The sequence below is a fragment of the Shewanella decolorationis S12 genome (assembly GCF_000485795.1).
GTDB classification, from domain to species: domain Bacteria; phylum Pseudomonadota; class Gammaproteobacteria; order Enterobacterales; family Shewanellaceae; genus Shewanella; species Shewanella decolorationis.
Genome location: NZ_AXZL01000058.1, coordinates 16,384 through 42,078, shown reverse-complemented (window position 1 = coordinate 42,078; position 25,695 = coordinate 16,384). Strand labels below are relative to the sequence as shown.

24 protein-coding genes are annotated in these 25,695 nt (G+C 49.0%); 17 read left to right on the top strand and 7 right to left on the bottom strand.

Annotated features, from left to right (window positions below):
• Positions 1–40: 40 nt before the first annotated feature.
• The gene (locus SHD_RS07200) at positions 41–493 is read right to left on the bottom strand and encodes a hypothetical protein (RefSeq protein WP_039977784.1); all 453 of its coding nucleotides are present in this window, start codon (positions 491–493) and stop codon (positions 41–43) included.
• On the bottom strand, positions 453–1,235 hold the full coding sequence (locus SHD_RS07195; protein ID WP_023266497.1) for an AAA family ATPase: 783 nt from the start codon (positions 1,233–1,235) through the stop codon (positions 453–455). Before SHD_RS07195 ends, SHD_RS07200 begins: the two co-directional genes overlap by 41 nt.
• Positions 1,236–1,765: 530 nt before the next feature.
• Between SHD_RS07195 and SHD_RS07190 the strand changes: the two genes are divergently transcribed.
• The 5 genes from SHD_RS07190 to SHD_RS07170 all read left to right on the top strand — a co-directional run bounded on the left by SHD_RS07190 (position 1,766) and on the right by SHD_RS07170 (position 4,287).
• Positions 1,766–2,224 (top strand): GNAT family N-acetyltransferase, encoded by a 459-nt coding sequence (locus SHD_RS07190; protein WP_023266496.1) that lies wholly within the window; start codon positions 1,766–1,768, stop codon positions 2,222–2,224.
• 148 nt (positions 2,225–2,372) lie between these two features.
• Positions 2,373–2,582: a DUF3820 family protein gene (locus tag SHD_RS07185; protein ID WP_011622004.1), complete on the top strand. Its 210-nt coding sequence runs from the start codon at positions 2,373–2,375 to the stop codon at positions 2,580–2,582.
• Between the two features lie 127 nt (positions 2,583–2,709).
• Positions 2,710–3,012: a hypothetical protein gene (locus SHD_RS07180; protein ID WP_011622005.1), complete on the top strand. Its 303-nt coding sequence runs from the start codon at positions 2,710–2,712 to the stop codon at positions 3,010–3,012.
• Between the two features lie 159 nt (positions 3,013–3,171).
• Complete coding sequence (locus SHD_RS07175) at positions 3,172–3,693, top strand: GNAT family N-acetyltransferase (RefSeq protein WP_023266494.1); 522 nt, start codon at positions 3,172–3,174, stop codon at positions 3,691–3,693.
• 63 nt (positions 3,694–3,756) lie between these two features.
• The gene (locus SHD_RS07170; protein ID WP_023266493.1) at positions 3,757–4,287 is read left to right on the top strand and encodes a GNAT family N-acetyltransferase; all 531 of its coding nucleotides are present in this window, start codon (positions 3,757–3,759) and stop codon (positions 4,285–4,287) included.
• 88 nt (positions 4,288–4,375) lie between these two features.
• On the opposite strand, the gene SHD_RS07165 is transcribed toward SHD_RS07170, so the two are convergent.
• Positions 4,376–5,071: a pirin family protein gene (locus SHD_RS07165; RefSeq protein WP_039977781.1), complete on the bottom strand. Its 696-nt coding sequence runs from the start codon at positions 5,069–5,071 to the stop codon at positions 4,376–4,378.
• 10 nt (positions 5,072–5,081) lie between these two features.
• Positions 5,082–5,525 (bottom strand): DoxX family protein, encoded by a 444-nt coding sequence (locus tag SHD_RS07160; RefSeq protein ID WP_023266491.1) that lies wholly within the window; start codon positions 5,523–5,525, stop codon positions 5,082–5,084.
• Between the two features lie 164 nt (positions 5,526–5,689).
• Here SHD_RS07160 and SHD_RS07155 point away from each other — a divergent pair, with 164 nt between their 5' ends.
• The gene (locus SHD_RS07155; protein WP_039977812.1) at positions 5,690–6,583 is read left to right on the top strand and encodes a LysR family transcriptional regulator; all 894 of its coding nucleotides are present in this window, start codon (positions 5,690–5,692) and stop codon (positions 6,581–6,583) included.
• A gap of 121 nt (positions 6,584–6,704) precedes the next feature.
• Here the strand turns inward: SHD_RS07155 and SHD_RS07150 are convergent, their stop codons facing one another.
• On the bottom strand, positions 6,705–8,456 hold the full coding sequence (locus SHD_RS07150; protein ID WP_023266489.1) for a bifunctional metallophosphatase/5'-nucleotidase: 1,752 nt from the start codon (positions 8,454–8,456) through the stop codon (positions 6,705–6,707).
• Between the two features lie 97 nt (positions 8,457–8,553).
• Entirely contained in the window at positions 8,554–9,645 is a 1,092-nt protein-coding gene (locus SHD_RS07145) for a CNNM domain-containing protein (protein WP_023266488.1), read from the bottom strand.
• 144 nt (positions 9,646–9,789) lie between these two features.
• Here SHD_RS07145 and rlmN point away from each other — a divergent pair, with 144 nt between their 5' ends.
• The 8 genes from rlmN to der all read left to right on the top strand — a co-directional run bounded on the left by rlmN (position 9,790) and on the right by der (position 18,817).
• Complete coding sequence (gene rlmN, locus SHD_RS07140; protein ID WP_023266487.1) at positions 9,790–10,911, top strand: bifunctional tRNA (adenosine(37)-C2)-methyltransferase TrmG/ribosomal RNA large subunit methyltransferase RlmN; 1,122 nt, start codon at positions 9,790–9,792, stop codon at positions 10,909–10,911.
• A 32-nt stretch (positions 10,912–10,943) separates the two neighbouring features.
• Positions 10,944–11,732, top strand: coding sequence for a type IV pilus biogenesis/stability protein PilW (gene pilW / locus SHD_RS07135; RefSeq protein ID WP_023266486.1), 789 nt, complete (start codon positions 10,944–10,946; stop codon positions 11,730–11,732).
• Positions 11,729–12,844 carry a RodZ domain-containing protein gene (locus SHD_RS07130; RefSeq protein ID WP_023266485.1) on the top strand — a complete coding sequence of 372 codons (1,116 nt, stop codon included), beginning with the start codon at positions 11,729–11,731 and terminating at the stop codon, positions 12,842–12,844. Before pilW ends, SHD_RS07130 begins: the two co-directional genes overlap by 4 nt.
• Before the next feature lie 42 nt (positions 12,845–12,886).
• Entirely contained in the window at positions 12,887–14,002 is a 1,116-nt protein-coding gene (gene ispG, locus SHD_RS07125) for a flavodoxin-dependent (E)-4-hydroxy-3-methylbut-2-enyl-diphosphate synthase (protein ID WP_011622016.1), read from the top strand.
• 159 nt (positions 14,003–14,161) lie between these two features.
• Complete coding sequence (gene hisS, locus SHD_RS07120) at positions 14,162–15,439, top strand: histidine--tRNA ligase (RefSeq protein WP_023266484.1); 1,278 nt, start codon at positions 14,162–14,164, stop codon at positions 15,437–15,439.
• A 12-nt stretch (positions 15,440–15,451) separates the two neighbouring features.
• Complete coding sequence (locus SHD_RS07115; protein WP_039977778.1) at positions 15,452–16,072, top strand: tetratricopeptide repeat protein; 621 nt, start codon at positions 15,452–15,454, stop codon at positions 16,070–16,072.
• 11 nt (positions 16,073–16,083) lie between these two features.
• Complete coding sequence (bamB, locus tag SHD_RS07110; protein ID WP_039977776.1) at positions 16,084–17,271, top strand: outer membrane protein assembly factor BamB; 1,188 nt, start codon at positions 16,084–16,086, stop codon at positions 17,269–17,271.
• Positions 17,272–17,350: 79 nt separating this feature from the next.
• The gene (der, locus tag SHD_RS07105) at positions 17,351–18,817 is read left to right on the top strand and encodes a ribosome biogenesis GTPase Der (protein WP_039977774.1); all 1,467 of its coding nucleotides are present in this window, start codon (positions 17,351–17,353) and stop codon (positions 18,815–18,817) included.
• 143 nt (positions 18,818–18,960) lie between these two features.
• On the opposite strand, the gene xseA is transcribed toward der, so the two are convergent.
• A complete protein-coding gene (xseA, locus tag SHD_RS07100; RefSeq protein WP_023266480.1) occupies positions 18,961–20,307 on the bottom strand; it encodes an exodeoxyribonuclease VII large subunit in 1,347 nt (448 codons plus the stop codon).
• Positions 20,308–20,429: 122 nt separating this feature from the next.
• On the opposite strand from xseA, the gene guaB reads away from it, so the two are divergent.
• The 3 genes from guaB to SHD_RS07085 all read left to right on the top strand — a co-directional run bounded on the left by guaB (position 20,430) and on the right by SHD_RS07085 (position 25,680).
• A complete protein-coding gene (gene guaB / locus SHD_RS07095) occupies positions 20,430–21,896 on the top strand; it encodes an IMP dehydrogenase (protein WP_011622022.1) in 1,467 nt (488 codons plus the stop codon).
• Between the two features lie 117 nt (positions 21,897–22,013).
• Complete coding sequence (gene guaA, locus SHD_RS07090; RefSeq protein WP_023266478.1) at positions 22,014–23,591, top strand: glutamine-hydrolyzing GMP synthase; 1,578 nt, start codon at positions 22,014–22,016, stop codon at positions 23,589–23,591.
• A gap of 502 nt (positions 23,592–24,093) precedes the next feature.
• A complete protein-coding gene (locus SHD_RS07085; RefSeq protein ID WP_023266475.1) occupies positions 24,094–25,680 on the top strand; it encodes an AAA family ATPase in 1,587 nt (528 codons plus the stop codon).
• Positions 25,681–25,695 lie beyond the last annotated feature (15 nt).

Here is a 25,695-nt window from a genome sequence, read left to right as displayed (position 1 = left end):
CAATGTGGATCACCGGAAAAGGGTGGGAGATAGCGCGGTACTATGATTTTTTTATCTGTTGCTCGCGCATCTGCCGCAAGGCGGTTGGCAAAGCATAGTGTTGTTCAATTAAAAAACGGATCAATTTAGATTTGGAAATGTCACTTTCTTCAGAGAGCTTGGCTAAATGGCTGATTGCTGCTTCACTCAACGAAAATGTTGCTTTGCGGTAATGCGGCCGTTCATCGTCAGTCGTGGCATCAAGGGGGCTTGATGCCGTTTGTGGCCGATGCAAAGTCACCACATTGGAAGTATCTAACTTGACTTCAAGTGGTGCGACTTCAAGCGGTAATTCTTTCACTAGCTCCATCGCCGCTACTGAACTGCCCGTGCTTGGAATATGACTTTCTCCCATGGCATAGAGGGTCGCGGCATCAATAAACTCATCAAGGGAGAGGGGCTGTACGCCTCCCCTAGATGGCATAGCGTTTTTCTTGAGGTCGCTGAGTCCCATATTGTCCTCTCAGATGGTTTGGCTGAGGTTGATTGATAGCGGCACGATGCGCGGCCATTGGTGTACTTGATCTGAGTAAGGCCGTTAATGAGGCGGCGCAGTCCACTTGGAACATTTCGCAGGCGATAGCACGGATTTCGGCGGCGGCTTTGCCCTTTGGTTCTATCTCGATAACAGATAACCCTGACTCTTCGCTATCATCATAGATATTACGGCTGTAGGTGATCGCATCTAATACATTGATATCGTAAGTTTTGCAGACCTCTTTGGCCTCTAAAATTCGATTGGCTTGGTTAGGCAGGTTAGGGCATTGGGTAATAACAAAGGAGGCGTGCAATTTAGGGTTAATCATCTTACAAGTCGCGACGATATCATCCATATGACTCACGGTTTTCAAGTCGCGGCGTTTTGGTCGCAGTGGCATTAAGATATGAGATGCTACCGACATAGTAGCCCTTAACGCTAGGTTGTCTTGGCCGCCACAGTCAACAATCACAAAGTCATAATGCTGCTCTAAGCTCAAGAGATCATTGCGGATTTTTCCGTAAAGTTGCACGCAGTTGATGCTGGCAAGTTTTGGGTTGTTGTTTCTGGCTTGGATCCAATCGGATGTGGTTCGCTGTGGATCGCAATCCACCATGATGACAGAGGCACCACATTCAGTGGTGAGAAATACTGCGATATTTTGTGCTAGGCAACTCTTACCGCTGCCGCCTTTTTCGCCGCCGACTAACACTATCATGACGAATTCCTCAATGCTTAGGGTATCACTTGGGCGGTTGTTGTAATTATCGAGCTTTACCGCACCTTGTTGTTAGAAATGAATGTAAACCCTATGTTAACTTCGGTCAATTAGCTGATTTTTGACACTTTTTTATAAAATGTCGCGTGATTAATATTTGACGTTACAGTGACGGGTGCCGTTAATTTGACTCTTATCAGACGAAAGGATGAATAAGGCTGATTGTTGGTTAATGTTATGATTTTTAATGGGTTTGTACTTTATTGACTTGTAAGATGTTGAGGTGAGCTAGGTCAGTTTAGAAGTATTGAGCTATCTGGTTGATGGTGCATATTTCATTTTTGAAGATGGTTTTTAGTTTTTATTCTTAAATATTATCGAAACACTGAGTGTTGGTTGCTGTTTTTCAGTCGAAAGTTGTCTTGATGCTGCGCTTTATGTCATCAAATTGCCACTTAATTCGGTTAGGATTTTCCTATTATGCCGTCTAATCACCTTGATTTTTCTACCATTCGTGAAGGGATGCCAAAATGGATATTAAAATGCTTATGCCTATTGAATTTGAGTTGGTTGAATCTGCACCTTTGTTTCATGAGTTGCTGAATCTACGCGATGCGGCGGGGTATCCTTCTATCGGCGTTGAGATGGCGGATGGGCATCCGTTACAGCCTTTATATTGGGTCTCTATTCGCCTAACGGGTGAGCAACAAAAAAATACCTCCGCCTTAGTGGCAGCCGCCTGCGTATATGGTGATAGGGCTAACCATCTGGCAATTGAGGATTTTATTGTTTTACCTGAATATCGCCATGTGGGGCTGGCCAAAATAATGTTAGAGCGAGTCATGGCCTTTGTGGATGAACATGCGAGTCAAGGGACTTGTGTGAGCATTAACGCCCACGGGGAGGAAGAAAGGCTATGCATTGAGTACGGTTTTGAGCATTCGCATTGTGCCAATCTTGGGCCGAATCTGCGTAAAATCTACGCTTGATGCATTATCAACTAAGGGTGAGCCTATGGCTTGCCCTTATTCTATTTAGCCGTCGTCGTACTTCAGGCGACATTAGCATAGGCATTCATTGGGCAATAGGGTAGCATCCTGCATCTAGTCCACTGTCTAAGTGCAAGCTAATACCTCCATGGATCAACAACAGCTTATCGATGCCGTAAATCAGGTGATGCCCTTTGGCAAATATGCTGGCCGCCGCTTACTCGAATTACCCGAACCCTATTTAGTCTGGTTTCATCAACAGGGATTTCCAAAGGGAAAATTAGGGGAGCAGTTAGCGCTGATTTATGAGGTAAAACTCAATGGCCTCGAGGGCATGTTAAAACCGCTATTGAAATGAGTTCCCTACTTGGCGATAAAAATCCTACTTTTGCGATAAGTGTTGTATTTCGTGATAGAGATTGGCGATTTATTACCTATGGCATGTTTTAATGCCGCATATTAGTAAAACACAAGGAACAAAAGGCATGATGGCAAAATTGGTAAAATTAGCGGCTGTGGCAACATTAGCGTTAGGAATGTCAAGTGCTTGGGCACAGGGCGTCGTTCATGAAGGTACAGTTGTGGATACCATGAATGGCGGCGGCTATACCTATGTACAAATTAAAGAGGCTGACAACACATTTTGGGCTGCCGGCCCAGAAGCTGAAGTCAAGAAAGGCGACAAAGTGGCCGTGGTAGAGCAAATGTGGATGAATCAATTCACCAGCAAAACCTTAAACCGCACCTTCGACAAGCTGTTGTTTGTTGGTCAAATCGAGAAGAAATAATCTCGGTCTGTATAGATGATTACCAAGAATCATTAAACCGCCTCGCCTTGTCGAGGCGGTTTTGTTTTCAGCATTTACTCTTCCATACATATCTAGGCTATCACTCGTTGGTAAAGCGCGGCAAAATAGGTTGATAAGTTCAAGCTTGGTCGATAAATCGTGTCCGTTCCTTTACAAGCCAAAAAGCAAATTGAAGTCATACCTTATCAGCGCTCTTATGCCCGAGCGGTGAGTGAGCTGTTTCATTACTGTGTGCGTCAAATACAACATGAGCGTTATAACGCCGCCCAGCTTAACGCTTGGTCGCAGGCGCCCCGTTCGAGTCAGCATTGGCATTTACGCTTAAGTCGTTCCCAGGCTTGGATTATTTTGGTGACAGATGCCGCGAGCTTATCTAAGATTTGTGTAGGTTTTATCAATGTCGAAACGGATTTTCACCATAAAGGATATATAGATAGCCTCTATATTCATCCCGATTGGCAACGGCAGGGGCTGGGGGAGCGAGCTTATCGACAGCTCGAACTGTGGGCGAGGGAGCAGGGGTATAGTCAATTGAGTGCCGATGCGTCTTATCTTTCCCGCGGGCTGTTTATTAAGCTCGGATTTGTCCAGCAGCAGCGCAGCTATCAACAAAAACTTGGCCAAGTGTTGCCGAGTTTTTATATGACTAAAAAACTGTAACTGAATGGGAATACACTGCCTGTGTGCCCATTGGTCATGATCAACCCATAGGAGTGGACTCCAATGCAGATACGCTTATTTTCTCCTGCGGACGTGGCACAGGTGGCGGCGGTATTTAACGCCAGTGTGATGGAGGGCGCGCAGGAATATTACTCGCTTACCGAACGTTTGGCTTGGGCGCAAAACCAAGGTGAGGCGCGAAGTGATGCCTACTGGCTGGCTAAGTTAGAAGACACCACCACTTGGGTTGCACTTGAAGACGATAAGCTAGTCGGCTTTATCAGTTTAAGGTTGTGCCCCGATAAAGAGCTTGATTGCTTAGTCGGCGAAGTTGATTGTCTGTTTGTTCATCCTGAATATGGTCGTGCTGGTGTAGCGACACATTTATACTTGGCTCTACTCGAAGAGGCCAAAAGCCTTAATCTTAAACGGCTTACTGTTGAAGCTTCCTATCAGGCGCGCCCTTTCTTTGAGAAACAGGGCTTTAATTGCATTCGCCGTAATGAACTACGTCGCTATCTGACCGCCGAAGATAAACAAAAAGACAGGGCGCAGGTGTTAGTGAACTTTAGTTTGATTATGTCCTTATCATAGGTTCGCGCTCGAAGAGACTACTCATACGCAAAGTAATAAAAAAACCGCCTCGTTTCCTTGGCGGTTTTTTATTGGTCAGTAAGCATCATCAGGCTAAGTCAAACACCAGTGCGGTGACTGGGCTGTCTGTGGCGCTAAATCTAACCACTTCTTCGGCGGTGATATGTGCGCCATCTCCAGGGGTGAGCACTTGGTCATTGACCTTAAGCGTACCTTCCACCAGTTGCACATAAAGCTGACGCTGTGGCTTAAGCCGTGGCATCTGTACTTGCTCTTGCGGTGCCAGCATTAGGCGATACAAGGTTGCATCTTGCTGCACTTTTAAGGTGCCATTTTCACCCGTTGGGGTGACCACGGCGGTCAGCGCCGAGGTTTGCTCGAAGGCCTTTTGCTGATAACCCGCATCAATCCCTAAGGTGTCTGGTTGGATCCAGATCTGCAAAAAGTGCAGTGACTCAGTGTTTGATGCATTAAACTCGCTGTGATAAATCCCTTTACCGGCGGACATTAACTGGAACTCACCCGCTGGTAAGGTCTTAACATTACCAAAGCTGTCCTTATGGGCTATGGTGCCTGAAATCACATAACTGATGATTTCCATATCTTTATGGCCATGGGTTTCAAACCCGGCGCCCGGCGCGACTCTGTCATCGTTAATGACTCGTAGGGAAGACACGCCCATATGCTGCGGATCGTAGTAGCTGGCAAACGAGAAGGTATGTTGGCTCTTTAACCAGCCTAAATCAGCCTGCCCACGGTCCTGCGCTTTACGTATACGGATCATCATTTCCTCCTTATTTTAAGCGTGCGGCTAATAGGTTGTCGGCACTGAGTTTACCCGCACCTGACACGGCCAGAGACGCAGTAGCGGCTAACAGGGCTAAACCAAATTCATAACCGTTATTGCTGAGGAACAGACCGTTACCAATGTGGACCGAGAAAATCGCGACCACCATAGTAAAGGACAACACCAGTGCGGTTGGGCGAGTCAGTAAACCGATAATGATCAGCAAGCCACCAAAGAATTCGCTCGAGCCCGCCATCAGCGCCATTAAGTAGCCCGGAGTTAAGCCGATGGAGGCCATCCATTGTCCTGTGCCTTCTAGGCCGTAGCCGCCAAACCAGCCGAAGAGTTTTTGTGAGCCGTGGGCCATGAGGATAATCCCGATAGGAATACGCAGGGCCAATGGGGCGAAACTTGGGGCAGAGGTCAGTAATTTTGTGATAAGTGCTTTCATGGGATGTTCCTTAATTCAAATTTTTTAACTATGTCGTTAATGGGTTAATCGGTGGAGATTTAGCGTTAATCTCTCCATTGATTTAAAGTTTATTCTTGACCTTTAAGAAAGAAAATCGGAACATTTTCAAAGTTTATTTCAAAAAAATTGAACAAGAGGTGGCTATGTTACCTGTGATGAGTCTCGATGGCTTGATAGTGCTCGATGCTATTGATAAAAAAGGCAGTTTTTCGGCGGCAGCTGAATCCTTATTCCGGGTGCCATCGGCGCTGACCTACACAGTGCAGAAATTAGAGAGCGATTTAGGGGTAAAATTATTTGAACGTAAGGGCCAGCGCGCCGAACTGACCTTAGTTGGCCAGCTAGTATTACGTCAAGGGCGGGAGATTTTAGCCGCCACCGCAAGGCTTGAAGAGGCGGTTCGGCAACTCGAAACGGGCTGGGAGTCGGCATTAACCTTAGCTATAGACACTGTAGTGCCCGATTTACCACTGCTTAAACTGATTGCTGAATTTACCGAGTTAGGTAAACAGGTGACTATTAATATCACTGAGGAGTCACTGGGTGGCGGTTGGGATGCGCTGTATTCGGGCCGTGCCGATATTGCCATTGGGGTTACGGGAGAGTTACCTAAGGGGCAATATCACTTAGTCGAAATCGGCATGCTTGAATTCGTGTTCGCTCTAGCGCCTCATCACCCCTTAGCACAGTTTGACCATCCCATCCCAACCGAAGCGCTGTTGCAATTCCCCTCCGTGGTGGTGGCCGACAGCTCAACGGCGCTCGCGCAGCGCTCCAGTGGATTGTTTGATAGTCGCCAAGTTATTCGTGTGCCAAACATGCAGACCAAGATTAAAGCCCAGCAGCTTGGGCTGGGTGTAGGTTATATTCCCAAGCATTTGATCCGCGAAGAACTCGCTTCAGGCACATTAGTCGCGTGTCAGGTTGAGATCCCAAGACCGGCGCAGCCAGTGTTTCTCGCATGGCGCAAGGGAAATCAAGGCAAAGCGCAGGCGTGGTTTGCCGAGCGTTTACCCCATTGCGACTGGTTGTTTTAGTGAGGTGTAAAGAGCAAGTATTGATAGTGGATTGAGTGAATCACAGTACTTAACCTTTCGGCTAAGTACTGTGATTGATAAAGAGGATAGAGGTTTGACGCAAATCCCTGACACAAAGCGCTTACACTGAACGCTTCAAATGGCTGGTGTAATGCACATGGGGCGAGAGCAAATCCGCTAAATTAGGATTGGGCGCTCGATTGAGGAAGCGAATAAAGGCCTGAGGTAGGGTGAGTGTCTCAATCGATTCCTGCCAGCGCGCCTGTAACAGTGGGTGATAACCTTCTTTCCCTGCGGCGGTATAAGAGGTCGAAACCCCCACATAGAGTGCATCGGGCTGTACTGGATACCAGAGCGATAAGCCATCCTGCTGCATCATTTCAAGCTTGAACAAGCGCTCCCCCATTGGGCGTCTGCCATCGTAGTAATAACGCAATCCATAGGTATAAGGGAAGCTGCCCGCCCCCGTGCCGCGCACGCTGTTGTTTGTGGCGGCGTTAATCGCCGATTCCAGCGCTTGGTATAAATACTGGCCTTGGATTTCGTATTTGACCAATGGCAATTCGAAGGGAAGTAACTGGCCTAAAACGTCGGCGAGGGTGAGCCTGCCTTGGGCGACCGATTGCCTGACACCACCCGCGTTATGCAGGGCAAAGTGGATGCGAGGATCTTCAAGTTTGGCCTCTTGAAACATACTACGGCTCACCCAAGGGGCGATTTCGCTGCCATGGGGTAATGCCTTGGACGGCAGTCTGGTATGCACTAGATTCTTAGGCACAAGGGCTAACACTTTGTTTTCCATCTCGGCAATCGCGGGGCGATAGATATCGTGGATCACGCCGTGAATGTCTTCATCGGCTTCATCCCACAATACATAGGGATGCTCATTAAAGCGTTGCTGTACTGCTTGATAGTCGGTGTCATCCACTTGCTCACTCGAACTCAACATAAACTGTTTATCGAGCATAAAGTAGTTGCCACCATTTAGGCTTATCACGCGGCCAGCAGCATCAAATTCAATCTCGGCCAAGCCTAAGGTTTCGGCATATTTCCCCGCATGCACTATTGGAGTGCCATGGATGGTTTCACCATAGGGAATATTGCTTAACCCCAAGGCGCTAAAATCGCCCTGTAGGGTATGGGTATGGCCGCCGACGATAAGGCTGATGCCATCGACTTGTTCGGCAAGTCTTTTATCCTGATCTAAACCTAAGTGACTCAGTACGATAATATGCTTGATGCCTTTGGCATGCAGATGCGCGACGGTGCGCGCTGTGGTCGCAATCGCATCGACAAAGTGGGTATCGGGATCGGGTCTGGCGATCTCTTTCATCTGATCCAGTGTAATGCCGATGATGGCGAGCTTTTTGTCGTAGAAGGGCTTTTCGAGGTAGCTGGCAAGCTGGGTTTGTTCATCATAGGCCAGAATATTCGCCACAGTTCGCAGGTTACCCGGCTTGCGGATATCCTCTTGGCTCAAGTCCATATTCCCCGCCAGCAGCGGAAAATCGATTTGCTTGGCAAACTCAGCTAAGCGCGCATTGCCTTCATCAATATCGTGATTACCAATCACCATGGCATCGGGTGCGAGTAAATTCAGCAGATGGGCGTTGGCCTTACCCTTAAAATGGCTGAAATACAGCGTGCCTTGGAAACTGTCGCCACCATGCAAAAATAAAAACGGCGTCTTGCTTTGATCTGCTTGCTCACGCGCCTTGCTAATGTGGTAACCAAGGCGTGCATAGCCACCACTGTGGCTGGTGATATCGAGGGATTTAAGCCCAAAATTTACGGAAAAATGGACGCGGCTTGGCTCAAAATTCGAATGGGTATCGTTGATGTGCGCGAGTGAGAGTGTGTATCCCTGTGTCATAACCTACCTCTTTTACGGCGGGAGATTATAACCTTCTCCCCAAAAACAAGAAAGGGAGCCAAGCTCCCTTTACTTTAACAATGGCTAAATAATGTCATTAACCCGAGCGCGCCTCGTCATCTTCGGCGGCGGCTTCGAAGTCGCCATCATCGGAGAGGCGAATGCCTTTTTGCTTCATGCGCTTGGTCCAAAGTTTACGCGCCAATTGCTGCATGTCGGTTGCGGGGTCATTCACATCGACAATTTCTAAGCCAAGTAGCGATTCGATAATATCTTCTTGGGTCACAATACCTTGGCTACTGCCGTATTCGTCAACCACCATCGCAATCTGCGTATTGCGCTTAATCATCCGCTCAAATAACGGCAAGATTTTGGCCGTCTCGGGCACCACAAATAGGCTGCGCTTGAGTTCACCAATCGGTGCGTTAGGGGTATAACGTTCAGCCAGCAAGACATCGGTACGGGTGATGTAGCCGATAATGTCGTCGTGGTCCTGATCGTAAACCGGAATGCGCGTAAAAGGTTTGTCGCGATATTCCTGCACAAACTCATTTTGCGTTAGTGACACTGGCAAGGAGAACATCACGGTACGCGGCGTCATAATCGCCGTCACAGGCACGTCACGCACCTTGAGCATTTGGGTCAAAATTTTAGACTCTTGCTCGTCTAACTCACCGGATTCGTGACCAATCTTGGCCATGGCGCTCATTTCTTGGCGAATGTATTGGCCTTCTTCCCCTTTACCTAGCAGGCGAGTCACTTGCTGTGACATCCAAATCAGCGGCTCTGTCACACGCTTCATCCAAGTGATGGCAATCGACACACTTGGGGCTAAACGGCGCCAGTGGTTGGCTCCCACAGATTTAGGAATAATCTCTGAGAAGAATAGGATAATAAAAGTTAACACTCCGGAGAACACGCCGAGCATGTCATCACCAAAAACCTTGGCCGCTTGTGCACCAGCAACGGCGGCACCCACTGTGTGGGCAATGGTGTTTAGGGTCAAAATAGACACGAGAGGCGCTTCGATGTTTTCTTTCAGTTTACGTAACCTTGCGGCCGCGGCACTGTCAGTTTGTTCGAGGGAAGCGATGTAACTAGGGGTAACCGAAAGCAACACTGCTTCGAATACACTGCACAGAAAAGAAACTCCGACAGCGACAAGCACTATAATGGTGAGGGTTAACATATAGGTGGTATTACAACTCCATAATTTAGGCCAACATTGACCCACGCCGATTCTAGCATAGGAGTGTGGAGTTGCTGGCTAAAATTTTTCTGCGTCTGTATAATTCGCCGCCCTGTTGCAGGTTTTGGTGTTGAGGTTAGTCCTATGAGTGAAAAAAAGATCAATTTATTAGACCTTGATCGTAAGGCGATGCGCGCATTATTTGCGGATCTGGGTGAGAAGCCTTTCCGTGCCGATCAGCTGATGAAGTGGATCTATCATTTCGGTGTCAGTGACTTCGAAGAAATGACTAACATCAACAAAGTGTTACGCCAAAAGCTGGCGGCGCGCTGTGAGATTGTGGCGCCTGAGATTTCTAGCTATCAAAAATCTGCTGATGGCACCATTAAGTTCGCCATCCATGTCGGTGAAGGCCAAGAAGTCGAAACCGTATATATTCCAGAGGATGACCGCGCTACCCTGTGTGTGTCTTCTCAAGTGGGCTGCGCCCTCGAATGTACTTTCTGCTCGACCGCACAGCAAGGCTTTAACCGCAACTTAACCGTCTCTGAAATCGTCGGTCAAATTTGGCGTGTTTCCCACTTTTTAGGCTTCGCCAAAGAAACTGGCGAGCGCCCAATCACCAACGTGGTGATGATGGGCATGGGTGAACCACTGCTTAACCTTGCCAACGTGATCCCAGCGATGGATATCATGCTGGACGACTTCGGCTTCAGCTTGTCAAAACGCCGTGTGACCCTGTCAACTTCGGGCGTAGTGCCAGCATTAGATAAACTCGGTGATGCCCTCGATGTGGCGCTCGCCGTGAGTATCCATGCGCCAAACGATGAACTGCGCGATATTCTGGTTCCCGTAAATAAAAAGTATCCATTGCAAGAGTTCCTTGCGGGTATTCGCCGTTACATCGCCAAATCTAACGCTAACCGTGGCCGCGTGACGGTGGAGTATGTGATGCTCGATCACATCAACGACAGCACAGAGCAAGCCCATGAATTAGCTCAATTAATGAAGGATACGCCCTGTAAAGTTAACCTGATCCCATTCAACCCATACCCAGGTTCGCCCTATGGTCGTTCATCGAACTCGCGCATCGACCGTTTTTCTAAGGTATTGATGGAATATGGCTTAACCGTGATTGTACGCAAAACCCGTGGTGATGATATTGACGCGGCCTGTGGACAGTTAGCGGGTGATATTCGCGATCGAACCAAGCGTTTAGCAAAAAAACGCATGCAAGAAAATCAGATTTCGGTCACAATGAATTAACTCTTTGTTTGCACAGATTTATAGGCTTGCCCATGAAGCATGGATTGTCAGGGTTATCATTAGCAATTGCCCTGTCATTATTAGTGACAGGATGCGTAACTGAGCGTACCTATTCAGGGACTGATATTCCCGTGTCGGAGCGAAAACTCGATAAAGTCGCCGCCGCACGGGAGCGTATGCAGCTCGGTTTAACCTACCTTAATCGAGGTAACTCGGAACAAGCCAAATACAATCTTGATAAAGCAATCGAATATGCGCCAGAGCTAGAAGATGTGCACGTGGCCATGGCCTATTACTATCAAACCGTTGGCGATTTAGTACGTACCGAACAGGCGTATCAAGACGCTATCAATACTAAGGACGCCTCTGGCGATTCCATGAATAACTTTGGGGTGTTTTTGTGCCAACAAAAGCAATACGAAAAAGCTGAAAAAATGTTTTTGGCCGCGATAGAAATGCCCAAATATACGCGTACCGCGTCCAGTTACGAGAACTTAGGCATTTGCAGCCGAGACGCGGGACAAACAGAAAAGGCACGACAGTATTTTCAGATGGCGTTAAAGTATGACCCGAGACGCTCGGTGTCTTTACTGGAGCTGGCTGAGCTTGGGGTAGATAAAGGTGATTATGTCGATGCGCAAAACCAATTAGCGCGTTATCACCAAGTGGCAGCCCAGACTCCAGAGAGTTTAACGCTCGGAATAAAAATTGAGCAGGCGTTGAATGATGATGCTGCTATGAAGCGATTTGGCATTTTATTGCTCGCCAAATTCCCAGCATCGCCTCAAGCTAAGCAATACAGAGTTAATTTGCATCAATGAAAGATAACGAAATAAACGCGTCAGTAGAACCAGTTGCAGCGAGTGAAGCTGAATCGACGCCTGATGTAACGCTCGGCACAGTACTCAGAATGGCTCGCGAGCAGATGGGCTTAAGCATTGCGGATACCGCGGTGAAGTTGCATCTGCGCCCTGGGATTGTTGAAAATCTCGAAGCCGACGATTTTTCTAATATTTCTTCTTCGACCTATGTTCGCGGATATGTCAAAAACTATGCGCGCATGCTGGGGGTCGACAACACCCTGATTGAGGCATGTCTAGCGCGGCAGGTGCCATTAGTGACTCAGCCTGCCATGCAAAGCTTTTCCCGCAAGACGACCTATCAAGCTCGTGACACTAAACTAAAGTGGCTGAGCTTTTTTATTGTGTTAGTTTTATTGGGTTTGTTCGTGCTGTGGTGGATGCAACGATCCACACTCGTAACCCATGTCGATATCTCCAAACCAACTGCTGAAGAGTTAGCTGCGGCCAATCAAGCGCTGCCGGGTGATGTATTGCTGACGGAAACTGATGCAAGTGCGCGTTTAAGTGAGATTGCGGTTAATGGTTCAATGGCGACCGATGGACCGGTAAAAGATACCGACGAGAGCACTATCGACCCGAATATGAACGATATGGCGGCGATGGAAGCTGAGCAGACGTCTGGCAATTCAGCTGTGAATGCGAGCGAATCTAACAACGCTCTGACGAACAATGCTTCTAACACAGCAGCGAGCAATACCGTTGCGGTTCCAAGCGCTACACAAAACGCCGCGACCAATATCGCGCCAGTGCAGAACCAAACGGCATCGAATGCACCAGCAGCCAACACTGCGTCGACAGCGCAAGCCATGCCTGTGACCGCAGGGCAGTCGCTCATTACCATTGAGCTCACGGGCGATTGCTGGATCAACATAGTCGATGCCAAGGGCAAAGCGATTGTTGACGGCGTCCGTGGTGCTGGTGCCAATATTCAAGCCAGTGGTGTGCCTCCGTTTAAAGTGATCCTAGGCGCTCCCACTGTCGTGTCCACGTTTACGGTCGATGGTAAAGCCATCAGCCTTGCTGAATTTCCTAAGGGTCGTGTTGCGCGTTTGACTATCCCACAGGTTTGAGTCTGGCGCCTAACGCAGAGTACCGAAAAGAGCGTATTGAGTATGTATAACGAAACACCCATAAAGAGACGTCCTTCAACCCGCATTTATGTGGGCAATGTGCCGATTGGTGATGGTGCACCGATTGCCGTCCAGTCGATGACTAACACTAAGACCACAGATGTTGAGGCAACCGTTGCCCAAATCCGTGCCCTAGAGAAAGTGGGTGCCGATATAGTGCGTGTCTCTGTGCCGACCATGGACGCCGCCGAAGCCTTTAAAGTGATTAAGCAATCGGTGTCAGTGCCCTTGGTTGCGGATATCCACTTCGATTACCGTATCGCCTTAAAAGTGGCGGAATATGGTGTGGACTGTTTGCGTATCAACCCGGGCAATATCGGTAACGAAGAGCGTATCCGCAGTGTGGTGGAGTGCGCCCGCGATAAAAACATTCCTATCCGTATTGGGGTGAACGGCGGTTCATTAGAAAAAGATCTGATGGACAAATACAAAGAACCCACGCCAGAAGCCTTACTCGAATCGGCCATGCGCCATGTGGACATTCTCGACCGTTTGAACTTCGACCAATTTAAGGTCAGCGTCAAAGCCTCCGATGTGTTCTTAGCGGTAGAGTCCTATCGTTTATTGGCTAAGCAAATTCGCCAGCCACTGCATTTAGGTATTACCGAAGCGGGTGGCGCCCGTGCGGGTGCGGTGAAGTCGGCCGTTGGCTTAGGTATGCTGCTTGCCGAAGGCATTGGTGATACGCTGCGTATTTCCTTGGCGGCCGACCCGGTGGAAGAAATCAAAGTTGGCTTTGATATCCTAAAGTCACTGCGGATCCGTAGCCGTGGCATTAACTTTATTGCCTGTCCTTCTTGCTCGCGCCAAGAGTTCGATGTGATCAGCACGGTAAATGAATTAGAACGCCGCCTCGAAGATGTGACGACTGCGATGGATGTGTCTATCATCGGCTGTGTGGTCAATGGCCCAGGCGAAGCCTTAGTATCACACATTGGATTAACGGGTGGACATCGTAAGAGTGGTTACTACGATGAAGGCGAGCGTCAAAAAGAGCGTTTCGACAATGACAACTTAGTTGATTCCCTCGAGGCGAAAATTCGCGCTAAAGCAAGCCAGATGGCTAATCGCATTCAAGTGAAAGACACGACTGAGTAACAGACACAGCCGAATCAACCCATAGGTTAAGCGTTATAAAAACACTCAAGCCTTGAGCTAGACCCCGAAACCGACGGGGTCATTTTACGTTTAGTGTTGAACAGCCTATAATGCCTGACATTTTTTATTAATTTAGCGAAAATCGGACGAGTCGATACAGTGGCAAAACAGATCCAAGCGATTCGCGGAATGAACGACATTCTGCCAACTCAAAGTCCTCTATGGCAAAAAGTGGAAGCGGTACTACGTGCGAGCGTGGCTGCTTATGGTTACAGTGAGATCCGCACTCCAATAGTGGAAAATACCGATCTTTTTAAACGCTCTATCGGTGAAGTGACTGATATTGTTGAAAAAGAAATGTATACCTTCGAGGACCGTAACGGTGACAGTTTAACCCTACGTCCTGAAGGCACCGCCTCAACCGTGCGTGCGGGTAATGAGCATGGTCTGCTCTATAACCAAGAACAACGCCTGTGGTACATGGGCCCAATGTTCCGCCACGAGCGCCCACAAAAAGGCCGTTACCGCCAATTCCACCAGTTTGGTGTGGAAGTCTACGGCATTGGTAGTGCTGATATCGACGCTGAAGTGTTGATGTTATCCGCTCGTCTTTGGGAAAAACTCGGCATTAGCGAGCATGTGACGCTTGAACTAAACACCCTAGGCGACCCCGCTGAGCGCGCCGCTTACCGTGAAGCCTTGATTGCCTTCTTAGAGCAACACAAGGACAAATTAGACGAAGATAGCCAGCGCCGTATGTACAGCAATCCGCTGCGCGTACTGGACTCGAAAGACCCGCAAGTGCAAAGCATTTTAGCTGATGCGCCAGCGTTGATGGATTACTTAGGTGAAGAATCTTCACAACATTTTGCACAATTGCGTGAACTCCTCGACGCGGTTGGCATCCAATACCGAGTTAACCCGCGCTTGGTCCGTGGTTTAGATTACTATAATCGCACGGTTTTTGAATGGGTTACCAATAGCTTAGGCTCTCAAGGTACAGTACTTGCGGGCGGTCGCTACGATGGTTTAGTCGCTCAATTGGGCGGTAAAGATACCCCAGCAGTCGGTTTCGCGATGGGGTTAGAGCGCATTGTGTTGCTGCTTGAAACCTTAGAGCTCACCCAAGATATCCCTGCGGCTGTCGATGTGTATGTCGCGGCGATGGGGGATAGCTGCTTGGTTGAAGCCATTAAAGTGGCGCAGGAGTTACGCTCAACCTTACCGACACTGCGTGTTATGAGCCACTGCGGCGGCGGTAACTTCAAGAAGCAAATTAAGCGTGCCGATAAAAGCGGCGCACAAGTAGCCTTACTCATCGGTGAAGAAGAACTCGCCGAAGGTGTGGTTACCGTTAAATATTTACGCAATGACAACGAACAACAACGGGTCGCTCGAAATGCATTAAGCGCATTTTTAGCTGAACTTAGCAAATAAGGGGACGTGCGCGTGGAAATTTATAGCACAGAAGAACAACAAGTTGATGCTATCAAGCAGTTCTGGAAAGACTATGGAACCTCGATTGTTATCGGGGCGATTGTTGGTTTAGGCGGCCTGTACGGTTGGAACTATTACTCCGACATGAAAATCGAGAAAGCCGAAGAAGCATCACAGGCTTTCCAAACCTTAACCACCAAATCAAGCGACGAAGCGGCCATGCTGGCAGGCGTGGCTGAGTTTTCCAAAAATCATGACCATAAGGGCTATCAAGCACTGCTGGATCTGATCGTTGCGAAAACCGCGGTTGAAGCGAAAGATTTTGCTAAGGCGGAAGAAGCGCTGAAGAAAGTGATTGCGGCTAAGCCAGGCGCCGGATTAGACACAGTGGCAACACTGCGTTTAGCGCGTATTCAGGCAGAACAAGGCCAAATTGGTACTGCGCTCGCAACCTTAGAACAAGTGACTGATAAAGCCTTCTTAGCACAACGCGAAGAACTCAAAGGCGATTTCTTTGTACGCCAAGGCGAAGCGGATAAAGCGAAAGCTGCTTACCAAGCGGCAATGGACAATGGCGGTGTTGTGACCAGCCCTGCACTTAAAATCAAACTTGATAACCTAAATCAAGCATAAGGGATCCCTTGATGAAGTCTTGGTGCAAGAACCTGCTAGCCGCTGGGTTGAGCCTAGCCATGTTATCCGCCTGTTCTTCTAGCGATGTGGAAGAAGAACCGGTAAGTGAGTTAACTGCGATTCAGGCAACAGTGTTTCCTGAAGTAAGTTGGAGCGCCTCTGTAGGTGACGGTGTCGGTGATTATTATTCTCGCCTCACTCCTGCAGTTCGTTACGGTAAAATTTTTGCAGCCGACCGTTACGGCGAAGTCGTGGCCTTTGATGAAGCCACGGGTGAGCGGGTTTGGAAAAAAGATTTTAGTGAAGAGTTCCGTGATAACGCCTTAGCCAAAAACAAGGGCGCACGCTTAGCCGCAGGTGTGACTGCCGCGCGCAATAAACTCTTTATCGGCGGTGAGAGTGGTCTATTGGCCGCGCTGAATGCCGAAGATGGTCAAGTGCTGTGGCATGTCGTTGCTGGAGGGGAGTTACTCTCTAAGCCAACCGTTGCTGATGATGTGGTGGTGGTGAGCACCAGCTCAGGTTCGCTCGAAGCTTTTAACGTCGATACAGGCGCTAAGCTGTGGGTCTATGACATGCAGTTACCGAATCTGACCTTACGTGGCACGGGTTCTGCGGCCTATGAGGCAGGTGGTTTCTTTATCGGCACCGCCGATGGCAAAGTCGCCGTTGTGGTGAAAAACAACGGTCAAGCCGCATGGGAACAAGCGATTTATAATCCAACTGGCGGCAATGAGTTTACTCGTATGGCCGATGTGGATATGACGCCGCTGATCTTAGGTGACAACCTGTATGCGGTGAGTTACAACGGTAACTTGGTGTCGATGGAGCTGCGTACCGGTCGAATTATTTGGTCACGCAAGTACTCAAGCTTCAATGAATTAGCTACGGCGGGTTTAAGCTTATTTTTGGTGGATGACCACAGTCGTATCTACTCTGTGGATAGACGTAACGGTTTAGAATTGTGGAGCAACTCTGAGCTGGCGAATCGTACACTCACGTCACCAGCCGTGTATCGCGACTATTTAGTCGTGGGCGATTTTGAAGGTTATCTGCACTTTATCGACCGCAGCACAGGCAGTATTGTTGGTCGTATCCAAGTGGACAGCTCTGGATTATTCAGCCAACCGTTAGTGGTGGATGATAAAATCTACGTGCAAGGTCGCAGCGGAAAGCTAGCTGTTGTAACACTTACTTAGTTAAAAGTGTTATCCTTGTAGAGCCCCTGGAAGTGTGTTCCGGGGGCTTTTTATTGAAAAGTTTTTTAGAGGCAAAATCATGATCCCTGTAGTGGCCCTTGTTGGTCGGCCGAACGTCGGTAAATCCACCTTATTTAACCGCCTCACGCGTACGCGTGATGCGCTGGTTGCTGACTTTCCTGGCCTAACACGTGACCGTAAATATGGTCGAGCATTCCTATCCGGCTATGAGTTTATCGTGGTGGATACTGGCGGTATCGACGGCACTGAAGAGGGGATCGAAACTAAGATGGCCGAGCAGTCCCTCGCCGCTATCGAAGAAGCCGATGTTGTCTTATTTATGACCGATGCGCGCGCGGGCTTAACCGCCGCGGATTTGTCTATCGCTCAGCATTTACGTAGTCGCCAAAAAACCACTTTCGTGGTGGCTAACAAGATTGACGGTATTGATGCCGATTCTGCCTGTGCTGAGTTTTGGTCGTTAGGTTTAGGTGAAGTCTACCAAATGGCTGCCGCCCAAGGTCGCGGCGTGACCAACATGATTGAGTACGCACTGACCCCTTATGCCGAAGCTATGGGCATTGAACGCCAAGGCGAAGAGGAAGAAGTCGACGAGCGTCAGTACACCGAAGAAGAAGCCGAAGCCGAGCAGAAACGTCTGCAGGATTTACCGATCAAGCTTGCGATTATCGGTAAGCCGAACGTGGGTAAATCGACACTGACTAACCGTATCTTAGGTGAAGAGCGTGTGGTGGTTTACGATGAGCCGGGCACCACCCGCGACAGTATTTACATTCCGATGGAACGCGATGGCCGCGAATACGTGATTATCGATACTGCTGGTGTGCGTCGCCGCAGTAAAGTCCATGAAGTGATTGAAAAATTCTCGGTGATCAAAACCCTAAAAGCGGTTGAAGATGCCAACGTCGTGCTACTGATCATCGATGCCCGTGAAGGGATTGCCGAGCAGGATTTAGGTCTATTAGGTTTTGCCTTGAACGCGGGTCGTGCCTTAGTTATCGCTGTCAACAAGTGGGACGGTATTGACCAAGGTGTTAAGGACCGTGTTAAGAGTGAACTCGACCGTCGTTTAGGCTTTATCGACTTTGCTCGCATTCACTTTATTTCGGCGCTCCATGGCACAGGTGTTGGTCATCTGTTTGAGTCGATTGAAGAAGCTTACGACAGTGCGACTCGCCGCGTTAGCACCTCTATGCTGACCCGCATCATGCAAATGTCGCAGGATGACCATCAGCCACCGTTAGTGAACGGTCGCCGTGTGAAACTGAAATACGCTCACGCCGGTGGTTATAACCCGCCAATCGTGGTTATTCACGGTAACCAAGTCAGCAAGCTGCCGGATTCTTACAAGCGCTACATGATGAACTACTTCCGTCGTTCATTGAAAGTGGTGGGTACGCCAATTCAGCTACGTTTCCAAGAGGGTGATAACCCGTTTGAAAACAAAGTTGAAAAGCTGACTATGAGCCAAGAGCGTCGCCGTAAACGCGCCCTGAGTCATATTAAAGACCGCAAGGCAAAGTAAATTTGCGCTATTGGCTTAAGCCGAACATAAAAAAGGAACCCTAGGGTTCCTTTTTTGTTGGCGCATTTTAGAGCGCAATTATAAGTCTTGTTTCGACAAAGTGCTTTATGGGCTTGGATCTTGAGCCTTAAGGCTGTTTAGTCTTAGCTTTTATCCGTTATGTGTGTCACGGTCGACTGCACCCGCCCATGGCGTAGGCGAGTGTTTATCCTATCGCCCACACTCAGCTGAGCGGCATTGTCTATGACTTGGTTATTTGCATCTGTGGTGATGCTGTAACCCCGACTCAAGGTGGCTAATGGACTGACTGTTTCCAATTGATGGGCGGCATATTTGATCCGCTGCTCGCTTTGGTTGAGGGTATCCTGAATTGCATCCTGCAAACGTGTCGCTAAATAGCTCAACCTATTGGTCTCGAGTGCGAGCTTGTGCTTTGGGGACTGCTGCTCGAGGCGACTGGCCAGTTGCTGCTGACGGCGACTTAAACCGTGCAGTTTGTTAGACAATGCGGCTTCGAGCCGTAATTGCATCTCATCGAAACGCTGCTCAAATTGCTGCAGGGTACGCTTAGGATCTAAGCGTTGCAGCCTATGTTCGAGCACACTTAAGCGTCTTTCCTGCTTGAGTTGATAGTGGCTGGCGCTCTGTTTAAGGCGCGACAGTACTGTGGCTAAGCGTTGGCTCTTATTGTCGCTATCCTGAGACAGTAGTTCTGCACCCGCAGAAGGCGTCGGGGCGCGAACGTCTGCCACATAGTCACTGATGGTGGTGTCGACTTCATGGCCTACGGCGCTGACAACGGGTAGGGCACTGTTGTAAATGGTATGGGCGAGCGCTTCGCTATTAAAACACCATAAATCTTCGAGTGAGCCGCCGCCACGGGTGAGCAGTAATACATCGACCTCGAGCCGTTGGTTGGCGATATTGATGGCTTGGCAGATATTGATATCTGCGCTCTCGCCCTGTACTTGGGTCGGGTAAATTATTACTTCAATCGATGGATCTCGGCGGGCAAGTACATGCAATACATCGCGAATAGCCGCGCCCGTGGGGGAGGTGATGACTCCAATGCGTTGAATATTTTTTGGAAGCAGGCGTTTAGTGTCGGCGGCGAATAACCCCTGCGCCGCGAGCTTCATTTTGAGTGCTTCAAATTGCTGCGCGAGTAAGCCATCCCCGGCGGGCAGCATAGACTCAATCAATAACTGGTAGTCGCCTCTAGGCTCGTACACGCTAATCGCGCCTTTCACGAGCACCTGTTGGCCATTCACAGGTTTAAAGCTCACGCTTTGGTTGCGCCCTTTGAACATGGCGCAGCGAATTTGTGAATAATGATCCTTAAGGGTTAAATACCAATGACCCGAACTGGGGGCGGAAAAGTTGGATATTTCACCATTTAGCCAGACTTTTCCCAGTTGTCCCTCGAGAATTTGTCTGACTTCACCATTAAGGCGTGAGACGGTATAAATATTATTTTTAGGGACTTGCATGTGTTTTCTCGTGCAAATGGGATTTTTTCACTATTTTCCATTTACCGCCCCCTAGATGCAAGGTATAATCCCGCCGCAATATTTCACCTCTAAAATCCTACTCAACTGGGGAGATGTTGCCTATGCTACGTTTAATTAAAGAAGCGCTAACCTTTGACGATGTGTTACTTGTTCCTGCGCATTCTACTGTACTCCCAAACACCGCCATCCTTAAAACTCGCCTGACCAATACCATTGAACTGAATATTCCGCTTGTGTCTGCCGCTATGGACACTGTGACCGAAGCGCGTCTTGCGATCGCCATGGCACAGGAAGGTGGCTTAGGATTTATTCATAAAAACATGAGCATAGAAAAGCAGGCCGAAGAAGTTCGTAAAGTAAAAATTTACGAAGCAGGTGTGGTTCAACAACCTGTGACGGTAACGCCTTCAACTACGCTGGCGGATCTTAAAGTGCTGACCGCGAAGAATGGTTTTGCGGGTTACCCTGTGGTAAACGAAGCCAATGAATTGGTGGGTATCATCACTGGCCGTGACGTACGTTTCGTGACTGACTGGAGCAAAACCGTAGAAGAAGTGATGACGCCAAAGGCGCGTTTAGTCACGGTTGCGGAAGGCACTAAGTTAGATGAAGTGCAAAAGTTAATGCACTCAAACCGTATCGAAAAAGTGTTAGTTGTCGATGATAACTTCAAGCTGAAAGGCTTAATCACAGTAAAAGACTTCGAAAAAGCCGAGCGTAAGCCGAATGCCTGTAAAGACGAATTAGGTCGTTTACGTGTGGGCGCTGCCGTAGGTGCAGGTGCTGGTAACGAAGAGCGTGTCGATGCGCTGGTGAAAGCCGGTGTTGACGTGCTCTTAATTGACTCTTCTCACGGCCACTCTGAAGGCGTGTTGCAACGTATCCGTGAAACCCGCGCAAAATACCCAGATTTACAAATTATCGGTGGTAACGTGGCAACAGCTGAAGGCGCATTAGCCCTAGTTGAAGCCGGCGTTAACGCGGTTAAAGTTGGTATTGGCCCTGGTTCTATCTGTACCACACGTATCGTGACGGGTGTGGGCGTGCCACAAATTACCGCAGTGTCTGACGCTGCCGAAGCTGTAAAAGGTTTAGGGATCCCAGTTATTGCCGATGGCGGTGTACGTTTCTCGGGTGACTTAGCCAAAGCCTTAGCCGCAGGTGCATCGTGCATCATGGCGGGTTCAATGTTCGCGGGTACTGACGAAGCGCCAGGCGAAACTGAACTCTACCAAGGCCGTGCCTATAAGTCATACCGTGGTATGGGTTCTTTAGGCGCCATGTCTCAAGGTTCTTCTGACCGTTATTTCCAATCTGATAATGCTGCCGACAAGCTGGTGCCAGAAGGCATCGAAGGCCGTGTACCTTACAAAGGCAAGCTCAAGGAAATCATCCATCAACATATGGGTGGTCTGCGTTCATGCATGGGCCTAACGGGCTGTGCCACGATTCAAGAACTGAACGAAAAAGCGCAGTTTGTGAAAGTGACGTCTGCGGGCATGGGCGAGTCCCACGTTCACGATGTGACTATCACTAAAGAAGCGCCAAACTACCGTTCAGGTGCGTAAACGTTTGTGATAACGGGGCGGCGATAAGCCGCCCCGTTATTAAGATTTGTATGCCCTCAAGATTGAACTTCGCAGTCTTGAGCTAAGTTAAAACAATAGATGAGATAAAGGTTATCCATGAGCGATATTCATGAGCATAAGATACTGATCCTCGACTTTGGATCTCAGTACACCCAGCTAATTGCCCGTCGTATCCGTGAAATTGGTGTTTACTGTGAGTTATGGGCGTGGGATGTGACCGAAGCCCAAATCCGTGAGTTTGCCCCTAACGGGATTATCCTCGCTGGTGGCCCTGAAAGTGTGACTGCCGACAATTCTCCCCGCGCACCTGAATATGTGTTTAATGCTGGCGTGCCTGTATTAGGGATCTGCTACGGCATGCAAACCATGTCTGAGCAGCTGGGCGGTAAAGTGATTCAAGGCGTGGGCGAAGGCGAGTTCGGCTACGCTCAAATCGAAATGTTAGCGCAATCGGCCCTGTTTAAAGATATCGAAGATGCAGTCAGTGCTGATGGCAAATCTCTGCTCGATGTGTGGATGAGCCATGGCGATAAAGTTTCGGCGATCCCAGAAGGTTTTGTGGCCGTTGCTAAAACCGATACTTGCCCATTTGCGGCCATGTCTTGTGAGGAAAAACGTTTCTACGGCGTTCAGTTCCACCCTGAAGTCACCCATACCCGCCAAGGTATGCGTATGCTGTCGCACTTTGCCTTAGATATCTGCGGCTGTGCGGCCAACTGGAAACCTTCTTCAATCATCGAAGACGCTATCGAACGCTTGAAAAAGCAAGTGGGCGACGATGAAGTGATTTTAGGTCTATCTGGTGGTGTGGATTCATCGGTAGTGGCCATGCTGCTGCACCGCGCCATTGGCAAAAAATTGACCTGCGTATTCGTTGATAACGGCTTGCTACGTTTAAACGAAGCGAAGCAAGTCATGGAAATGTTTGGTGACCATTTCGGCCTGAACATTGTTCACGTCGATGCGGAAAACCGCTTCCTCGAAGCACTGAAAGGCGAAGCTGATCCTGAAGCTAAACGTAAAATCATCGGTCGTGTATTCGTTGAAATTTTCGACGAAGAAGCCAAGAAATGCGTTAATGCGAAATGGTTAGCCCAAGGCACTATCTATCCAGACGTGATTGAATCCGCTGGTAGCGCCACAGGTAAAGCCCATGTAATTAAGTCGCATCATAACGTTGGCGGTCTGCCAGACGATATGGAGTTAGGTCTGGTTGAGCCACTGCGCGAACTCTTTAAAGACGAAGTGCGTAAGATTGGTCTTGAGCTAGGTCTGCCATACAACATGCTTTACCGCCATCCGTTCCCAGGCCCAGGCTTAGGTGTGCGCGTGCTTGGCGAAGTGAAGAAAGAGTACTGCGATTTGCTGCGCCGCGCCGATGCCATTTTCATCGAAGAGCTGCACAAAGCTGATCTTTATAACAAAGTCAGCCAAGCATTTACCGTGTTCTTACCGGTTCGCTCTGTCGGTGTAATGGGTGATGGCCGTAAATACGATTGGGTGGTGTCACTGCGCGCCGTTGAAACCATCGACTTTATGACCGCTCACTGGGCACACTTGCCATACGATTTCTTAGGCCGAGTGTCTAACCGTATCATCAACGAAATCGACGGTATCTCCCGTGTAGTTTACGATATTTCAGGTAAGCCACCTGCAACCATCGAGTGGGAGTGACCGGTACTGGCTGGCAACGGCAGGCTCTATACCGTCTGGTAGATGGAATTAAAAGTTTCCCTCTCAACGTGATAACCTGAGCCTGTAATAACTTCGCAAGGATGCCAACATGTTGCCGTTGTTGGTTGGCAGGGAAGCCAGCCCGAGCGTCGGCGCACCGCTGCATGTGCGCCATCGTCCGGAACGCCCCCTCCTTTATCAACTTTCTGCTGTAGCTTTATTGCGATTGTTGAGCAGCCGCTGAGCCAGAGCCAATGCTGGCCGGTGAGTACTACAGCATGGCCGACAGTATGCTAACGCCATTTCTCGATCATCTGGAGGGTATCCCAGTGCTGGATGAACAGGGGCCGATTATTGCAGCGGGATAAGTCTGTGCGGATTATTTACAGTGGGTCAGGGCCAGAACCTCCGCCTGGGTGTTGGCGGAGTCTTGATATTTCTAATGGTTAAATACAGCTGCCATGAGTTATAGTTACTGGCAATTCAATATGGAGGTTAGACAGTGACATTTAGGGATTTGTTCAAGCTTAATACGGAAACAGCGGCACCGGTTATTCAAATCATCAGTCACGAAACCCTGCGGATTCGCGCCTGTTGCATTCAAGCAGCCACAGACCTGAACAGAGACCTCTACATATGGAATATGCCCCTAGGCTTGAGGAAATATGATTTCGATGACAATTCCTGGGAATCCGAGGACCAAGGTGAACAGCCTCACGAAGCCTTGGAGTGGCTGATTGAATCTTCGCAAGACCAATCTGAATTCATCCTGCTTCTGGAAGACTTCCATCATTTCCTGAATGAGCACACCCTGATCAGCCGCTTGCGTGCATTTGCGATCGCCGTTGCTAGTCGTGAAATCAATAACGTCACAGTTGTGTTATCCCAGCCTGCTCCTTTACTGCCTCCAGAATTGGAGAAAGAGGTACAGGTGATGGAAATGCCATTACCGGATACCGATGACCTCAAAACTCTGATGCGACAGGCCAAGCAGCGATATGAACTGGGCGACAGGGACTATCAAGAGTCATCCGCTCTGATTGAGTCCGCACTTGGTTTATCAACCAGCGAAGCCCAATTAGCTTTCTCAAAAGCCGCTTGTCAGTTCAGACGTCTCACCGAATCTGAAATCCCTTTTATAGTTAAAGAAAAAGAGCAGGTGATTCGCAAGAGCGGACATCTGGAATACTTTCATCCGAAAGCCACACTCGACGATATCGGCGGCCTCGATAACCTCAAATCCTGGCTGAATCGCCGTCGTCAGTCGTTCACCAAAGACGCCCGTGATTTTGGCCTGGAAACTCCCAGAGGGGTGTTGTTGCTCGGTTTGCCGGGCACAGGCAAGAGCCTGGCCGCCAAAGCAGTGGCGAATGCCTGGCAGCTGCCTTTATTGCGTCTGGATATGGGTAAAATCTACGGCGGTATTGTGGGTCAGTCTGAGGCAAACATCCGTTCTGCACTACAAACTGCCGAAGCGCTGGCACCCAGCATTCTCTGGGTCGATGAAATCGAAAAAGGCCTGTCGGGCCTGCAAAGTTCTGGTGCAACCGATGGTGGAACCACCTCGCGGGTACTAGGGACTTTTCTGACCTGGATGCAGGAAAAGGAAAAACCGGTGTTTGTGGTTGCGACTGCCAACCATATTGCACAATTGCCGCCTGAGTTACTGCGGAAAGGCCGGGTCGACGAAATTTTCTTTGTTGATCTACCGGCGCAGCAAGATCGCAAAGACATTATCTCTATTCACCTGAAACGCCGAAATCGCCTGGATGATTTTACTCAAGACGAATTGGATGAGTTGGCGATTGTCAGCAAAGGCTTTACCGGCGCTGAACTGGAAGAAGCCGTCAAGGAAGCCATGTTTCTGGCCTTTGACGAAGGGCACCAGTTAAACAAGGACGATATCCTTAAGGCCATTAAGGCCACTTCACCACTGTCTTTAACCATGGCAGAAATGATTAATGACACTCGCGCATGGGCCAAGGGGCGCGCAGTGCCTGCAAGCTCTGCCGAGCCAGAAGCTCTGGAGCTTTCCAATAGTAAAAAGCCCCGTCTCAAACAGGAAGGCGAAAATCCTTTCGTGAAATAATGATCTGGATAGCTT

What these genes read in the sequence shown, in the direction of transcription:
- SHD_RS07200 (WP_039977784.1), bottom strand. Translation starts at nt 493, where the DNA reads ATGGGACTCAGCGACCTCAAGAAAAACGCTATGCCATCTAGGGGAGGC.
- SHD_RS07195 (WP_023266497.1), bottom strand. Translation starts at nt 1,235, where the DNA reads ATGATAGTGTTAGTCGGCGGCGAAAAAGGCGGCAGCGGTAAGAGTTGC.
- SHD_RS07190 (WP_023266496.1), top strand. Translation starts at nt 1,766, where the DNA reads ATGGATATTAAAATGCTTATGCCTATTGAATTTGAGTTGGTTGAATCT.
- SHD_RS07185 (WP_011622004.1), top strand. Translation starts at nt 2,373, where the DNA reads ATGGATCAACAACAGCTTATCGATGCCGTAAATCAGGTGATGCCCTTT.
- SHD_RS07180 (WP_011622005.1), top strand. Translation starts at nt 2,710, where the DNA reads ATGATGGCAAAATTGGTAAAATTAGCGGCTGTGGCAACATTAGCGTTA.
- SHD_RS07170 (WP_023266493.1), top strand. Translation starts at nt 3,757, where the DNA reads ATGCAGATACGCTTATTTTCTCCTGCGGACGTGGCACAGGTGGCGGCG.
- SHD_RS07165 (WP_039977781.1), bottom strand. Translation starts at nt 5,071, where the DNA reads ATGATCCGTATACGTAAAGCGCAGGACCGTGGGCAGGCTGATTTAGGC.
- SHD_RS07160 (WP_023266491.1), bottom strand. Translation starts at nt 5,525, where the DNA reads ATGAAAGCACTTATCACAAAATTACTGACCTCTGCCCCAAGTTTCGCC.
- SHD_RS07155 (WP_039977812.1), top strand. Translation starts at nt 5,690, where the DNA reads ATGTTACCTGTGATGAGTCTCGATGGCTTGATAGTGCTCGATGCTATT.
- SHD_RS07150 (WP_023266489.1), bottom strand. Translation starts at nt 8,456, where the DNA reads ATGACACAGGGATACACACTCTCACTCGCGCACATCAACGATACCCAT.
- SHD_RS07145 (WP_023266488.1), bottom strand. Translation starts at nt 9,645, where the DNA reads ATGTTAACCCTCACCATTATAGTGCTTGTCGCTGTCGGAGTTTCTTTT.
- rlmN (WP_023266487.1), top strand. Translation starts at nt 9,790, where the DNA reads ATGAGTGAAAAAAAGATCAATTTATTAGACCTTGATCGTAAGGCGATG.
- pilW (WP_023266486.1), top strand. Translation starts at nt 10,944, where the DNA reads ATGAAGCATGGATTGTCAGGGTTATCATTAGCAATTGCCCTGTCATTA.
- SHD_RS07130 (WP_023266485.1), top strand. Translation starts at nt 11,729, where the DNA reads ATGAAAGATAACGAAATAAACGCGTCAGTAGAACCAGTTGCAGCGAGT.
- ispG (WP_011622016.1), top strand. Translation starts at nt 12,887, where the DNA reads ATGTATAACGAAACACCCATAAAGAGACGTCCTTCAACCCGCATTTAT.
- bamB (WP_039977776.1), top strand. Translation starts at nt 16,084, where the DNA reads ATGAAGTCTTGGTGCAAGAACCTGCTAGCCGCTGGGTTGAGCCTAGCC.
- der (WP_039977774.1), top strand. Translation starts at nt 17,351, where the DNA reads ATGATCCCTGTAGTGGCCCTTGTTGGTCGGCCGAACGTCGGTAAATCC.
- xseA (WP_023266480.1), bottom strand. Translation starts at nt 20,307, where the DNA reads ATGCAAGTCCCTAAAAATAATATTTATACCGTCTCACGCCTTAATGGT.
- guaB (WP_011622022.1), top strand. Translation starts at nt 20,430, where the DNA reads ATGCTACGTTTAATTAAAGAAGCGCTAACCTTTGACGATGTGTTACTT.
- guaA (WP_023266478.1), top strand. Translation starts at nt 22,014, where the DNA reads ATGAGCGATATTCATGAGCATAAGATACTGATCCTCGACTTTGGATCT.